Here is a 15,511-nt window from a genome sequence, read left to right as displayed (position 1 = left end):
TCCCGGGAACGAGGAGAGAGAACCATGGCATTCGACGCGATCTTCCAGCCGATCGAAATCGGCAAGCTCACCATCCGTAACCGGGTCGTCAGCACCGCCCACGCCGAGGTGCATGCCACCGACGGCGGCATGACCACCGACCGCTACGTCAAGTACTACGAGGAGAAGGCCAAGGGTGGCTGCGGCCTGTGCATCTGCGGCGGCTCCTCGGTGGTCTCCATCGACAGCCCCCAGGGCTGGTGGAGCTCGGTGAACCTCTCCACCGACCGGATCATCCCGCACTTCCAGAACCTCGCCGATGCCGTGCACAAGCACGGCGGCAAGATCATGATCCAGATCACCCATATGGGGCGCCGCTCGCGCTGGGACGGCTACGACTGGTCGACCCTGCTGTCGCCCTCCGGCATCCGCGAGCCGGTGCACCGCTCCACCTGCAAGACCATCGAGGAGGAGGAGATCTGGCGCATCATCGGCGACTTCGCCCAGGCCGCGCGCCGGGCCAAGGAAGGCGGCCTCGACGGCGTCGAGCTCTCCGCCGTTCACCAGCACCTGATCGACCAGTTCTGGAGCCCGCGGGTCAACAAGCGCGAGGACCAGTGGGGCGGCAGCTTCGAGAACCGCATGCGTTTCGGCATGGAGGTGCTCAAGGCGGTGCGCGCCGAGGTCGGCGACGACTTCGTGGTGGGCATGCGCATCTGCGGTGACGAGTTCCACCCGGACGGCCTGTCCCACGACGACATGAAGCAGATCGCCGCCTACTACGATGCCACCGGCCAGGTGGATTTCTTCGGCGTGGTCGGTTCCGGCTGCGACACCCATAACACCCTGGCCAACGTCATTCCCAACATGTCCTACCCGCCGGAGCCCTTCCTGCACCTGGCGGCGGGCATCAAGGAAGTGGTCAGCGTGCCGGTGATCCACGCCCAGAACATCAAGGACCCCAACCAGGCCCAGCGCATCCTGGAAGGCGGTTACGTGGACCTGGTGGGCATGACCCGGGCGCATATCGCCGACCCGCACCTGATCGCCAAGATCAAGATGGGCCAGGTGGACCAGATCAAGCAGTGCGTGGGCGCCAACTACTGCATCGACCGCCAGTACCAGGGCCTCGACGTGCTGTGCATCCAGAACGCCGCCACCTCCCGGGAGTACATGGGCCTGCCGCATATCATCGAGAAGTCCGAGGGACCCAAGCGCAAGGTCGTGGTGGTCGGCGGTGGCCCCGGCGGCATGGAGGCGGCCCGCGTCGCCGCCGAGCGTGGCCATGACGTCACCCTGTTCGAGGCCGCGGAGGCCCTGGGCGGGCAGATCACCATCGCCGCTCAGGCCCCGCAGCGCGACCAGATCGCCGGCATCACCCGCTGGTATCAGCTGGAGCTGGCGCGCTTGAACGTCGACCTGCGCCTGGGCACCCGCGCCGACGAGGCGACCCTGCTCGACCTGCGTCCGGATATCGTGGTGCTGGCCACCGGTGGTCATCCCTTCCTGGAGCAGGACCCGCAGTGGGGCTACTCCGAGAATCCCGAGGAGAGCCTGGTGGTCAGCACCTGGGACATCCTCTCCGGCAAGGTCGCCCCGGGCAAGAACGTGCTGATCTACGACACCATCTGCGAGTTCTCCGGGCTCTCGGCGGCGGACTACCTGGCCGACAAGGGCGCCAAGGTCGAGATCGTCACCGACGACATCAAGCCCGGCGCCGCGGTGGGCGGCACCACCTTCCCGACCTACTACCGCAGCCTCTACGAGAAGGAGGTGATCATGTCCTCCGACCTGCTGCTGCACAAGGTCTACCGGGAGGGCGATGGCCTGGTGGCGGTACTCGAGAACGAGTACACCGGTGCCCTGGAAGAGCGCGTGGTCGACCAGGTGGTGGTGGAGAACGGCGTGCGTCCCGACGAGGGCCTCTACTACGCCCTCAAGGAGCAGTCCCGCAACAAGGGGCAGGTGGACCTGGAGGCGCTCTACGCCATTCAGCCCCAGCCCTGCCTGAGCGAGGCGGGGGACGGCTTCCTGCTGTTCCGCCTGGGCGACTGCACGGCGCCGCGTAACACCCACGCGGCCATCTACGACGCCCTGCGGATCTGCAAGGACTTCTGACGGCGCTTGTCGTCCGGTGGGCGGCTCCCGCGCCGCCCGGCCATGAACCCCCGAGGGCCTGGCTGGCGGGCCAGCGATCACGACGCGGAAGGGCCTTCCCTGGCCCCCGCGTCTCTGCCGAGTCCCTTCGGCAGGATCGCGCCGCATCGCCGGCCCCTCGGCACGGCCGCGAAGGCGCTGAGCCACCGCACCACCGGACGCCTGCCATGGCCGTACCACTATCGATGAGGTGAGTACCATGCTCGAGACGCTCTTGCCGATCCTGATCTTCGCCGCCCTGGGCCTGGCGGTGATCGGCGCCTGGCGGCGTGTCCGCCTGTGGCGCCAGGGGCGGCCCTCCGCCGTGCCGCTGCTCAAGGGCCTGGCGGCCATGCCGCGCCGCTACCTGGTCGATCTGCACCATGTGGTGGGGCGCGACAAGGTGATGTCCAATACCCACGTGGCCACCGCCGGTGGCTTCGTGGCCGCCGCCGTGCTGATGATCCTGGTGCATGGCCTGGGCCTGGGCTCTTCAGGCGCACTGGGGGGCGTGCTGGGCTGGCTGCTGCTGGCGGCCAGCGCCACCATGTTCGTGGGCAGCCTGTTCGTGGCCCGGCGTCGCCGCAACCCGCCCGCGCGGCTCTCCAAGGGCCCCTGGATGCGCCTGCCCAAGAGCCTGATGGCCTTCTCGCTGAGCGTCTTCGCCATCACCCTGCCGGCGGTGGGCCTGCTGCCCGCCGACTTCGGCCACTGGCTGCTGGCGCTGCTGCTGGCCGCCGTGGTGGTCTGGGGCCTGGGCGAGATGGTCTTCGGCATGACCTGGGGCGGGCCCATGAAGCACGCCTTCGCCGGCGCCCTGCACCTGGCCTTCCACCGCCGCGCCGAGCGCTTCGGTGAGGGCAACCGCTCCACCGGCCTCAAGGCGCTGGACCTGGACGACGAGGCGGCGCCGCTGGGCGTCGAGAAGCCCGCCGACTTCACCTGGAACCAGCTGCTCGGCTTCGATGCCTGCGTGCAGTGCGGGCGCTGCGAGGCGGTGTGCCCGGCCTTCGCCGCCGGCCAGCCGCTCAACCCCAAGAAGCTGATCCAGGACATGGTGGTGGGCCTGGCCGGGGGCAGCGATGCCAACTACGCCGGCAGCCCCTACCCCGGCAAGCCGGTGGGCGAGCACCACGGCACCCCCCATGGGCCCATCGTGGCCCGCGAGGGCAAGGCCCTGGTGGACGCCGAGACCCTGTGGTCCTGCACCACCTGCCGCGCCTGCGTGGAAGAGTGCCCGATGATGATCGAGCACGTGGATGCCATCGTCGATATGCGCCGCCACCTGACCCTGGAGCGGGGCCAGACCCCCAACAAGGGCGCCGAGGTGCTCGACAACCTGATCGCCACCGACAACCCCGGCGGCTTCGATCCCGGCGCGCGGCTGCACTGGGCGGCGGACCTCAACCTGCCGCTGATGGCCGACGTCAAGCAGGCCGAGGTGCTGCTGTGGCTGGGCGACGGGGCCTTCGATATGCGCAACCAGCGCACCCTGCGCTCCCTGGTCAAGGTGCTGCGTGCCGCCGAGGTGGAGTTCGCGGTGCTCGGCAACGAGGAGCGCGACAGCGGCGACGTGGCGCGACGCCTGGGCGACGAGGCGACCTTCCAGTCCCTGGCCAAGCGCAATATCGCCACCCTGGCCCAGTACCGCTTCCAGCGCATCGTCACCTGTGACCCCCACAGCTTCCATGTGCTGGGCAACGAGTACGGCGAGCTGGGCGGCAACTACGAGGTGCGTCACCACAGCACCTTTATCGCCGAGCTGTATGACGCCGGCCGGCTGGCCTTCGCGCCCTGGAAGGGCGGCAACGTCACCTATCATGACCCCTGCTATCTCGGCCGCTACAACGGCGAGTACGAGGCGCCGCGCAACGTGCTCAAGGCGCTGGGCATCGAGGTCAAGGAGATGGAACGCTCCGGTTTCCGCTCGCGCTGCTGCGGCGGTGGCGGCGGGGCGCCGATCACCGATATTCCCGGCGAACGGCGGATTCCCGATATGCGCATGAACGACGTCAAGGAGAGCGGCGCCGAGCTGGTGGCGGTGGGCTGTCCCCAGTGCACCGTCATGCTCGAGGGGGTGGTGGATGCCACCGCCGAGGTCCGCGATATCGCCGAGCTGGTGGCCGATGCCCTGGTGGCGCGTCCCGCCGCCGGCGCGACCCACCGGACCGCCGGCAAGACCGCCGAGGAGGTGATCTGATGAGCGAGATTCGTCGCCGTGATCCACGCCGCGAGTGGATCGCCCGTAATCGCCTGCATCCCGAGCATCTGGATGTCCTGGCCGAACTGGGGCAGGGGACTGCCGCGGTAGAGTGGATGGGGCCCAACGGGGTGATTCGCAAGAACCCCCATGCCATCGGCTTTATCGGCCCCAATGGCGTCAAGCGCATCGACCGCAGCGGCGCCCAGCAGGGCGGCCAGGCCGCGGGTGGGGCCCGCCAGGCGGCCCAGGATAGCCGTCGCAACGTCACCATCGAGGCCCCGGCCTTCCTGGTGGCGGTGGTGCCGGAACTCTCCGGCGGGCGCCTCTCCGGTCACGACAAGGACCTGCTGGGCCTGGCCCGGCGGCTGGCCGATGCCGACCCCGAGCGCCCCGGCGCCGTGCTGGCCGTGGTCTTCGGCGAGCACAAGGAGGAGGGCTTCGGCGAGGCGGGCATCGATCGCCTGCTGCACCTCGACGACGACGCCTACGCCGGCTTCGCCCCCGAGGCGCGGCTGGCGGCGCTCTCCGCCGTGGAGCGGGAGCTGGCGCCGCGTCACTGGCTGCTGCCCGACTCGCCCCTGGGCGGGGCCGACCTGGGGCGGCGCCTGGCGCTGCGCCTGGGCGAGCGCCCCGCCACCGGCGTCTGGCAGATCGAGGCCGATGGCGAGGCACCGCTGGGCTGGGGCTGCACCGCCCGCGGTGCGGCGGAGAGCCTGGATATCCAGCGCCCCCTGCCGCGGGTCGCCCTGGCCCTGGCCGAGTGCGCCGAGCCGGTGGACGAGACCCGTCATGCCGCCGAGCCGCTGAGCCTGGCAGAGGCGATTCCCAGCGCCTTCTCGCGGATCGAGGACCTGGGCCAGGTGGCGGTGGATCCCGCCGGGGTGGCGCTCGCCGAGGCGGAGTTCATCGTCTCCGCCGGCAACGGCGTCAAGGATTGGGACGGCTTCCATCATGCCGCCAGGGTGCTGGGGGCCACCGAGGGGGCTTCGCGAGTCGCCGTCGACGATGGCTTTATGGCACGGGACCGTCAGGTGGGGGCCACCGGCACCTGGGTCACCGCCCGGGTCTACCTGGCGGTGGGCATCAGTGGGGCCATCCAGCACCTGCAGGGCATCCAGAGCTGCGACAAGGTGGTGGCCATCAACCTCGACCCCGGATGCGACATGATCAAGCGCGCCGACCTGGCGGTGATCGGCGACAGCGGCGAGATCCTCGCCGCCCTGGTGGCCAAGGTGGAACAGCAGCGAGGAGGGCAGCGCGATGCGGCCTGAACAGCAGGGAGTCGAGGTGGCGGTACTGGTCTCGGTGGGTCGCCACCCCATCACCGGGCGCGCCCGCCGCGCCGATCAGGATGCCCGGGGCCTGGAGCTGGCCCTGGGCCTGGAGCGCCAGCTGCCCGGCAGCCGGGTCAGCCTGTTGCATGCCGGCCCGCGCGGGGAGGAGAGTGAAGCGGCGCTGCGCGGCTACCTGGGCATGGGGCTGGAGAGCCTGACGCTGCTGGAGCAGGCCGAGGGCAGCGATGCCATCCCGGCCCTGGCCGAGCACCTGGCCGCGGCGCCGCCGCAGCTGGTGATCACCGGCGCCCGGGCGGAGCGCGGCGAGGGCTCGGGACTCTTGCCCTATGCCCTGGCCGAGCGCCTGGGCTGGCCGCTGGTCAATGGCCTGGCCGCGGTGGAAAAGGTCGAGAACGGCGTGGCGACCCTGTTGCAGGCCCTGCCTCGGGGCCAGCGGCGGCGCCTCAAGGTGCGCCTGCCGGCCATCGTCAGCGTGGATGCGGCGGCCCCGGTGGCGCGCCAGAGCGCCTTCGGCCCGGCTCGCCGGGCCGAGCTCGAGGCGACCTCGGTCCCCGCCGAGCCCGATCGGGAGCTGGCCGAGTGGCGGCTGGCCCCGGCCCGCAAGCGCCCCAAGCGCCTGAAGATCGTCAAGGCCGCCTCGGCCCGGGATCGCTTCAAGGCCGCCGCCGCCAAGGCGGAGGGCGGCAGCGGCCAGGTGCTGGAGGGCGTCTCGGCGGAGCAGGGCGCCGAGGCGATCCTCAAGCTGCTCAATGAGGAAGGCGTGCTGCGCTAAGACGAGCTAGCCTCACCCTCCCGGGCCCCCGGCGGAAATTCCGCCGGGGGCTTTTTTTGGTCCATCGCACTCTGGCGTGAATAACATAGTGGGAGATTCTATGTTGCCCCTCAAGCCGCCACCGCGGTTTCCGTGGGAGCGCGGCGGTCCGGCGCTCCGGTTCCGCGCGATATTGCCCGAAGGGCGATCCTTGGGTGACGAAGCAAGGGCGCCTGCCGGCGCAATCGTTCGGCACAGCCGAACTCCCACAACACCAGCTCCCTCCGCCCAGTGGGAGCGCGGATTCCGCGCGATTGGCGCCGCCAGGCGCCTTGATCGCCCACAGGGCGATCAAGGCCGGTACCCAAGGGCGACTTCGTCGCCCAATCGCTCGGCACAGCCAAGCTCCCACAATAGCAAGCCGGAGATCTGCCATGTCGTGGCTTCGCGCTGATCTGCGAAGAACTTTTTTCGAGTCATCGGCCGATTTCTTTATATGTGATCTGTTCTTGTTTGCTATTGGTGAATTTTCCCTGGTCTGCTCATGGCAGGGTTTCCGGGTTGGTAATGACTCATGATGTCGCTATATTGCGACTCGCGTAATCTTGTTCTGACTTTCTGTTTCAACGGGTTACATAAAAGTGGTGAACCCCGCGCCATCATGGCCGTCACACCTTTCGCATACACAGTAAGTTCCTTGGAGGTATTGGATGAAACGCATGACCGCCCTGTTTTCCGCTGCACTGCTGAGCGCCGGCCTGATGGCCGCTTCCAGCGCCATGGCCCAGGAAGACCCGGCTACCCAGCCCGCGCAGCCGCAGGCCCAGGCGGCCCAGAACTTCTCCGACGACCAGCTCCAGCAGTTCGCCGATGCCTCCCAGGAGATCGCCGTGATTTCTCAGGAGTATACCCAGCGCCTGCAGGCGGCCGACGATCAGGCGGCCCAGCAGGAGATTCGCATGGAGGCCAACGAGCGGATGGTCGAGGAAGTCGAGGCCTCCGGTCTCGAGGTCGATACCTTTAACGCCATCGGCCAGGCTATTCAGCAGGATCCTGAGCTGCTCGAGCGCGTGCAGGGCATGGCCGAATAAGGTCACCGGCCTTGCCATGCCATCGGGGCCGCCCATCGGGCGGCCCCGTTGCGTTTGAGGGGCGTCGTTTTCGGAACGCCGCCGGGGGTTTACAGGGCCCCGGGGCCAATGGAGACTGAGAGGCCAAGAGTCGCTCTCGGAGGCCTCGCCCCATGGAAGTGGAACTGCTGGAAATTCGCGAGCATATGGCGCGTTTCGCGCCCTTCGATGGGCTCTCCGATGCCCTGCTCGACGAGCTGGCCGGGCGGGTCGAAGTCAGCTACTTCAAGGCCGGCAGCGAGATCCTGACCCTCGACGAGCCCCTCCATGAGCTGCTCTTTATCCGCAGCGGCGCCGTGGAGATCTATCGCCGCAACGGCGATCTCTACAACTGCCTGGGCGAGGGGGATATCTTCGGCCAGTTCAGCCTGCTGCGGAACCATCGGGTGCGCTTTCCCGCCACCGCCATCGAAGACACCCTGATCTACTTCGTGCCCGGCGAGATCTTCCAGCGCCTCTGCGAGGTGGACGACCACTTCGCCGACTTCGTGGAGCTGGGGCGCTCGCGGCTCAAGGCGGTGGTGGAGGAGCAGCACAAGAGCAACGACATGATGATCACCCGGGTGCGCAAGCTGCTCACCCGCAAGCCGCTGATGATCGATGTGCAGGCCAGTATCCAGGAGGCGGCGCGGCGCATGCACGAGGAGAACGTCTCCTCGGTGCTGGTGATCGCCGACCCCGGGGGCGAGGAGGACCCGCGACGCACCTTCGAGGACCGCCAGGGGGCATCCCATACCCTGGTGGGGATCCTCACCGACCAGGACATGCGCAACCGGGTGCTGGCGGAGGGGCTCAGCGCCAGCATCCCGGTGGGGCAGGTGGTCACCGAGCGGGTGATCACCATCCAGTCCGACGAATCGGTTCACGAGGCGATGCTCAGCATGCTGCGCAACAACGTGCACCATCTGCCGGTGCTGCATCGCCGGCGTCCCCTGGGGGTGCTGCACCTCTCTGATATCATCCGCTACGAGACCCATTCGAGCCTCTACCTGGTCAGCAATATCTTCAGCCAGCCGGGCCCCAAGGGGCTGGCGCGGCTGGAGCCGGACGTGCGTGCCGCCTTCGTGCGCATGGTCCACGAGGGCGCCAATTCCCAGATGGTGGGCAGCGCCCTTTCCACCATCGGGCGCAGCTTTACCCGGCGCCTGCTGGAGCTGGCCGAGGAGGAACTGGGGCCGCCGCCGGTGCCCTACTGTTTCATGGCCATGGGCTCCATGGCGCGCAACGAGCAGAGCATCGTCACCGACCAGGACAATGCCCTGGTACTCGACGACGCCTTCGACCCGGCGCAGCACGACGCCTACTTCCTGGCCCTGGCCCAGCGGGTCTCCGACGGCCTGGATACCTGCGGTTATACCTACTGCAAGGGCGAGATCATGGCCACCAACCCCAAGTGGCGCCAGCCCCTGGCGGTGTGGAAACGCTACTTCAGCGACTGGATCGACAATCCCAACCCGGAGCACCTGCTGCACAGCTCGATCTTCTTCGACCTGGACAGCGTTTGTGGCGAGGAGGCCTTCGTCGAGCAGCTCCAGGACCTGGTGGCGGAGAAGGCGGCCAAGAGCCCGCTGTTCCTGGCCGCCATGGCCCGCAATGCGCTGAATCGCACGCCGCCCCTGGGCTTCTTCCGCACCTTCGTGATGGAGAAGGACGGCAAGCAGAACAACTCCATCAACCTCAAGCGGCGCGGCACCGCGCCCCTGGTGGACCTGATTCGGGTGCATGCGCTGGCCTGCGGCTCCCGGGCCCAGAACTCCTTCGATCGCCTCGACGATATCGCCAAGACCCAGCTGCTGGCCGCCGGTACCGGTGACAAGATTCGCTATGCCCTGGAGTTCATCGCCATGGTGCGCATTCGCCATCAGGTGATCGATATCGAGGAGGAGCGGGAGCCGGACAACAATATCGAGCCGGGCAATGTCTCCGACAGCGAGCGACACAACCTCAAGGAGGCCTTCCAGGTGCTCAGCAATGCTCAGAAGTTTCTCAAGTTCCGTTACCCCATTCCCTCCCGGGGGCGCTAGGCGATGCTCTCCCTGCGCGGGGCCGAGCCCGATCGCCAGCGTTGGCCCGACTACCTGAGGGCGCGGGCCTCCCATAGCCGGGATCCGCGCCTGGCGCGCTTCTTCTCCGCCGGCACCCTGGATCCCCAGACCCCCATCGGCGACGCCACCCTGGTGGCCCTGGACATGGAGACCACGGGGCTGGACGTCAATCGCCATGCCATCGTCAGCATCGGCCTGGTGCCCTTTACCCTGAATCGCATCTGCCTGGCCGAACGCCGCTACTGGGTGGTACATCCGACCTGCCCGCTGAGTCGCGAGTCGGTGGCCCTGCACCGTATCACCCACTCCGAGGTGGCCGAGGCGCCGGACCTGGAGGCGATCCTCGATGAGCTCCTGGCCGAACTCAGCGGGCGCCTGGCGGTGGTGCACTTCCGGCATATCGAGCGCCCCTTCCTCAATACCGCGATCCAGTCCCGGCTCGGGGAGGAGCTCAAGTTTCCGGTGATCGACACCATGTCCCTGGAGGCGCGGATCCACCGCCAGTCGCCATGGGCGCGCTTCCGCCGCTGGCTGGGGCGGCCGCCGGTGTCGATTCGCCTGCACAACAGCCGCGAGCGCTACGGCCTGCCCCCCTACCAGGGCCACCACGCCCTGACCGATGCCCTGGCCACCGCCGAGCTGCTCCAGGCGCAGATCGCCAACCACTACCGCCCGGAGACCCCGATCGGCAGCCTGTGGAGCTAGGGGCCTTCCTATAAAAAGGTCCTTTACACTACGGCGTGAATACCAAGGTGGGACGCGGATATCCGCGCGATATCGCCCGAAGGGCGATCTAGAAGCTCTCAAGGCGCCTGCGGCGCCAATCGTTCAGCAGAGCTGAACTCCCACAAGGCAAGACCACCCTCAGTGGCTTCACACTGATTTTTGATGAACCACAAAAAACCAGGGCGGCCCGAAGGCCGCCCTGGTCATTTTGCCGTGCTCGTCGAGCAGCGATCAGCCGCGAGGCTCGCTCATCAGCCCCTTGACGATGGCATAGCAGGCCGCCAGCAGCACCAGGGTGAAGGGCAGGCCGGTGGTGATTACCGCGGTCTGCAGGGCGGTCAGGCCGCCACCCAGCAGCAGGGCGATGGCGATGGCACCCTCGATCAGGCACCAGAAGACGCGCTGGGGCTTGGGCGCATCGATCTTGCCGCCGGCGGTGATGGAGTCGATCACCAGGGAGCCGGAGTCGGAGGAGGTGATAAAGAACACCATCACCAGCACGATACCGACGAAGGAGGTAATGGCGGTGAGCGGCAGCTGGCCGAGCATCTCGAACAGCTGGATCTCCAGGGCGGCCTCGGTGACGCCTTCGAAGCCGTCGGTGACGAACTGGTCGATGGCGGTGCCGCCGAAGGCGGTCATCCACAGCACCGAGACCACGGAGGGCACCAGCAGCACGGCGATCAGGAACTCACGCACGCTGCGACCGCGGGAGACGCGGGCGATAAACATGCCGACGAACGGTGACCAGGAGATCCACCAGGCCCAGTAGAAGGCGGTCCAGCCCTGGCTGAAGTTGGCGTCCTCGCGACCGAAGGGGTTGGAGAGCGCCGGCAGGTTCACCACATAGGCGGCCAGGTTCTCGAAGAAACCGGTGGCGATCAGCAGGGTCGGGCCGACGGCGACCACGAAGGCCAGCAGCAGGAAGGCCAGCACCATATTGATCTGCGACAGGCGCTGCACGCCCTTGTCGACGCCCAGCATCACCGAGCCCAGGGCCACGATGGTGATGCCCATGATCAGCAGCACCATGGTGGTATTGGTGTCGGGCACCCCGAACAGATAGCCGAGGCCGGCGGAGGCCTGGGAGGCCCCGAGGCCCAAGGAGGTGGCCAGGCCGAAGAGGGTGGCGAACACCGCCAGGATATCGATCACATGGCCCGGCCAGCCCCACACCCGCTCCCCCAGGATCGGGTAGAAGATGGAGCGCATGGTCAGCGGCAGGCCCTTGTTATAGGAGAACAGGGCCAGGGCCAGGGCCACCACGGCGTAGATCCCCCAGGGGTGCAGGCCCCAGTGGAAGATGGTCGCGGCCATGCCCAGGCTGATGGCGCCCTCGGTATCACCGGCGGCGGCGCCCAGCGGCGACCAGTCGGTGCGCACGCCATCCTCGCCCACGCTGATGCCGTCCATAGCGGTGCCGAAGTGGGTCAGCGGCTCGGAGACGCCGTAGAACATCAGGCCGATGCCCATCCCCGCCGCGAACAGCATGGCGAACCAGCCCGCGTAGGAGAAGTCGGGGGTGGCATGGGCCCCGCCGATGCGCACCTTGCCCAGGGGCGTGAAGATCAGCGCCACCGACAGCACCACGAAGATATTGGCCGCCAGCAGGAAGAACCAGGAGAGGTTACCGGTCAGCGCGCCGAAGATGGCGTCGAAGATCGGCGATACCTGGTCCTGCAGGGCCAGGGTAATGATCACGAAGAACAGGATGACCAGCGACGAGACCGTGAAGACCTTGCCGTGGAGATCGAAGTCGATGCCGAATTTGGATGAGGCGATATTATCCTGGCCGATCACATAGTCGGTATCGATCAGGTTCGCCGGCCCTTCCGGAGCCGGGATGCCTTCGGAGCCTTGGCTCCCTTCCCTGGCATTGGGATCGTTGGAATGTGTAGCCACAGGTTTTCTCCGTCTTGAGGACTTCGAAGTTGATGGACGCAATATGGCGAGGGAAACGGGACCCTAGATCGTTCGAGGTCGGCGTCCCGGAGCGGGGTGGAGTTGTGTCGTCATCTCGTTCCCTCCCTAGTCGTGAAACGACGGTGCTGTCCAAGAGTACATTAGGCACCATGACGCCTAATATTGTGACGCTTTATACAGGGAATGCCAGGGGAGGAGCCAACGCTAACCCCCCTGGCATTCTACGTGGCTGCTGCTACGAAGCCATTCAGGCCGTGGCCGGGCGCTGGTTGCGCTGCTCCTGTCGCAGCCCCAGGGTGAGGCTCACGCACATCACCAGCAGTACCAGGGTGAAGGGCAGGCCGGTGGCCACGGCGCCGGCCTGGAGGGCGCCGAGTGCCGTGCTACCGCCGCCATACAGCAGGACCCCGGCGATCACCCCTTCCAGGGTGGCCCAGAAGACGCGCTGGCTCTTGGGGGCGTCGGTCTTGCCGCCGGCGGTGATGTTGTCGATCACCAGGGAGCCGGAATCCGAAGAGGTGATGAAGAAGATCAACACCAGCAGGATGGCCAGGGAGGAAGTGAGGGTGGTCAGCGGCAGCTGCTCGAGCATCTGGAACATCGCCAGGGAGACGTCACCGATACCACCCGCCAGCTCGCCGACGCCGGCCACCGATTGGCGCAGGGCGGTGCCGCCGAAGGCGCTCATCCAGACGATGGTGACCAGGGTCGGTACCAGCAGCACGGCGGTGAGGAATTCCCGCACGGTGCGGCCGCGAGAGACGCGGGCGATAAACATGCCGACGAAGGGCGACCAGGAGATCCACCAGGCCCAGTAGAAGACGGTCCAGCCGTGGTACCAGGTGGTGTCATCGCGGCCGATCCAGTTGGAGAGCGGCACGATATGCGACACATAATCCAGGGTGGTGGTGACCAGGCCATTGACGAACAGCAGGGTGCCACCGGTGAACACCACGAACAGCAGCAGGACCAGGGCGATGACCATATTGATATTGGAAAACAGCTTTACGCCGCCATCGATGCCGCGCCATACGGAGAACAGCGCCACGGCGGTGACCAGCACGATAATCGCGATCTGGGTGCCCAGGGTATTGGGAATATCGAACAGATAGGCCAGTCCGCCGGCGGCCTGGGAGGCCCCGAAGCCCAGCGAGGTGGCCAGGCCGAAGATGGTGGCCAGTACCGCCAGGATATCGATGGTATGGCCGATCCAGCCCCGGGTGTACTCGCCGAGCAGCGGCGTGAAGGCGGAGCGCAGGGTCAGCGGCAGGCCGCGATTATAGGCGAAGAAGGCCAGCGACAGGCCCACCACCCCATAGATGGCCCAGGGGTGCAGGCCCCAGTGGAACATGGTGGCGCCCATGGCGGCGCTGGCGCCCTCGGCGGTGCCGGCGGCGGCGTTCAGCGGCGTGCCGTACCAGTCGGTGTAGTAGGCCACCGGCTCGGCCACGCTCCAGAACATCAGGCCGATGCCCATCCCCGCGGCGAACAGCATGGCGAACCAGGAGAGTCGCGAATACTCCGGGCGCGCCTGGGCACCGCCCAGGCGGATCCTGCCGAGGGGCAGCAGGATCAGCGCCAGGCAGAAAAGCACGAAGAAGTTGCCGGCGATCATGAATAGCCAATCGAAATGCTCGATGGACCAGCCGCGGGCGGCGCCCAACTGGCTGTTGGCGGCATCGGGATAGACCAGCGCGTAGAGGATAAAGGCCAGGATGGCCAGGGCAGAGAGGGGAAAGACGGGGTTGTGGAAGTCCAGCCCCATGATCTGTTTATTGTCTTGGCCGGGGGTCAAGACCGGCGAGTCGTCTTGCTGCATGTGAGGCCCTCGTTGTTATTGTCACGATCTCCCCGGGCGAGCCCGGGGAGCCTTTGCATTCTTGGGGTTAGGCGGCAACAAGGGTGTCGTGAAAGCGACCTCCGGCTATCCACCGGGGCCCTGGCGGGAAAAGCGGCGTGTCTCGATCAGGCACGGTGATGGCGCATAGACAACCGATGGCGAGGCGCCAAGTGGCTAAGGTCGTAGGGCGGAGTGTCCGCCCCACACAATAACGCGAAGGAAGCCAGCCATGAATGCAGCCAACCGCGGCGTCGTCTACAAGGGTCCGGGTGAAGTCGCCGTCGAATCCATCCCCTATCCGGAACTCGCCATCGGCAATCGCAAGTGCGATCACGGCGTGATCCTCAAGGTCGTCACCACCAATATCTGTGGCAGCGACCAGCATATGGTACGGGGCCGCACCACCGCGCCCTCCGGCCTGGTGCTGGGCCACGAGATCACCGGCCTGGTCGTCGAGTGCGGCCGCGACGTCGAGTTCATCCAGCCGGGCGACCTGGTCTCGGTGCCCTTCAATATCGCCTGCGGGCGCTGCCGCAACTGTAAGGAAGGCCTGACCGGCATCTGCCTCAACGTCAATCCGGCGCGCCCCGGCGCGGCCTACGGCTACGTCGACATGGGCGGCTGGGTCGGCGGCCAGACCGAGTACGTCATGGTGCCCTATGCGGACTTCAACCTGCTGAAGTTCCCGGACGCCGACCAGGCCATGGACAAGATCCGTGACCTGACCCTGCTCTCCGATATCTTCCCCACCGGCTTCCACGGCTGCGTCACCGCCGGCGTCGGTCCGGGTTCCACCGTCTATATCGCCGGTGCCGGCCCGGTGGGCCTGGCCGCGGCGGTCTCCGCCCAACTGTTGGGGGCGGCCTGCGTGATCGTCGGCGACATGATCGAGGATCGCCTGGCTCAGGCCCGCAGCTTCGGTTGCGAGACCATCGACCTGACCCAGGACGGCGACATGGCCGACAAGATCGAGGTAATCCTCGGCGAGCGTGAGGTCGATGCCTTCGTCGACTGCGTCGGCTTCGAGGCCCATGCCTGCGGTTGCAACCATGGCAAGGAGGCCCCCGCCACCGTGCTGAACTCGGCCATGTCGCTGACCCGCGCCGGCGGCCAGATCGGCATCCCGGGCCTCTACGTGACCGAAGACCCGGGTGCCGCCGACGACGCCGCCAAGCAGGGCGCCCTGAGCATGCGCTTCGGCCTCGGCTGGGCCAAGTCTCACAGCTTCCACACCGGCCAGTGCCCGGTGATGAAGTACCATCGCCCGCTGATGCAGGCGATCCTGTTCGGCAAGGTCAAGATCGCCGATGCGGTCAACGTCCAGATGATCACCCTGGACCAGGCCCCCCAGGGCTATGCCGACTTCGATGGCGGTGCCGCCAAGAAGTTTGTTATCGACCCCCACGGCACCGTCGCCGCCTAAGGTGCAGCTGTCTTTGTGGGAGCTCAGCTCCGCTGAGCGATGGGCGCCGCAGGCGCCCTT

The 15,511-nt window shown here is 67.2% G+C and carries 10 protein-coding genes; 8 read left to right on the top strand and 2 right to left on the bottom strand.

Translation table 11 applies throughout. The features are described from left to right. The first annotated feature begins 24 nt into the window (after window positions 1-24). The 7 genes from dgcA (at window position 25) to ACQ1W9_RS15390 (ending at window position 10,244) form a co-directional block, all read left to right on the top strand. Window positions 25-2,097, top strand: a complete 2,073-nt coding sequence (dgcA, locus tag ACQ1W9_RS15420) for a dimethylglycine demethylation protein DgcA (RefSeq protein WP_431024166.1) — start codon at window positions 25-27, stop codon at window positions 2,095-2,097. A 238-nt stretch (window positions 2,098-2,335) separates the two neighbouring features. After that, window positions 2,336-4,315 (top strand): (Fe-S)-binding protein, encoded by a 1,980-nt coding sequence (locus ACQ1W9_RS15415; protein WP_431024165.1) that lies wholly within the window; start codon window positions 2,336-2,338, stop codon window positions 4,313-4,315. Continuing rightward, window positions 4,315-5,589 carry an electron transfer flavoprotein subunit alpha/FixB family protein gene (locus ACQ1W9_RS15410; RefSeq protein ID WP_431024164.1) on the top strand — a complete coding sequence of 425 codons (1,275 nt, stop codon included), beginning with the start codon at window positions 4,315-4,317 and terminating at the stop codon, window positions 5,587-5,589. Before ACQ1W9_RS15415 ends, ACQ1W9_RS15410 begins: the two co-directional genes overlap by 1 nt. Further along, window positions 5,579-6,385, top strand: a complete 807-nt coding sequence (locus tag ACQ1W9_RS15405; RefSeq protein ID WP_346063618.1) for an electron transfer flavoprotein subunit beta — start codon at window positions 5,579-5,581, stop codon at window positions 6,383-6,385. The genes ACQ1W9_RS15410 and ACQ1W9_RS15405 overlap by 11 nt, the downstream gene beginning before the upstream one ends. Window positions 6,386-7,074: 689 nt before the next feature. Next, complete coding sequence (locus ACQ1W9_RS15400; RefSeq protein ID WP_346063619.1) at window positions 7,075-7,455, top strand: DUF4168 domain-containing protein; 381 nt, start codon at window positions 7,075-7,077, stop codon at window positions 7,453-7,455. A 152-nt stretch (window positions 7,456-7,607) separates the two neighbouring features. Beyond that, the gene (locus tag ACQ1W9_RS15395) at window positions 7,608-9,518 is read left to right on the top strand and encodes a DUF294 nucleotidyltransferase-like domain-containing protein (protein WP_431024163.1); all 1,911 of its coding nucleotides are present in this window, start codon (window positions 7,608-7,610) and stop codon (window positions 9,516-9,518) included. Between the two features lie 3 nt (window positions 9,519-9,521). Next, window positions 9,522-10,244, top strand: a complete 723-nt coding sequence (locus ACQ1W9_RS15390; protein WP_431024162.1) for a 3'-5' exonuclease — start codon at window positions 9,522-9,524, stop codon at window positions 10,242-10,244. Window positions 10,245-10,496: 252 nt separating this feature from the next. Here ACQ1W9_RS15390 and ACQ1W9_RS15385 read toward each other — a convergent pair whose 3' ends face one another. After that, window positions 10,497-12,167, bottom strand: coding sequence for a BCCT family transporter (locus ACQ1W9_RS15385; RefSeq protein WP_431024161.1), 1,671 nt, complete (start codon window positions 12,165-12,167; stop codon window positions 10,497-10,499). Window positions 12,168-12,435: 268 nt separating this feature from the next. After that, entirely contained in the window at window positions 12,436-14,007 is a 1,572-nt protein-coding gene (locus ACQ1W9_RS15380) for a BCCT family transporter (protein WP_431024160.1), read from the bottom strand. 250 nt (window positions 14,008-14,257) lie between these two features. Between ACQ1W9_RS15380 and fdhA the strand changes: the two genes are divergently transcribed. Beyond that, complete coding sequence (gene fdhA / locus ACQ1W9_RS15375; protein ID WP_431024159.1) at window positions 14,258-15,451, top strand: formaldehyde dehydrogenase, glutathione-independent; 1,194 nt, start codon at window positions 14,258-14,260, stop codon at window positions 15,449-15,451. Window positions 15,452-15,511: the final 60 nt, after the last annotated feature.

It is taken from the genome of Halomonas sp. H5, from assembly GCF_050613175.1.
GTDB lineage: Bacteria > Pseudomonadota > Gammaproteobacteria > Pseudomonadales > Halomonadaceae > Bisbaumannia > Bisbaumannia salifodinae.
Note: the sequence above shows the minus strand (reverse complement) of the source record. Positions and strands in the feature narration are given on the sequence as shown.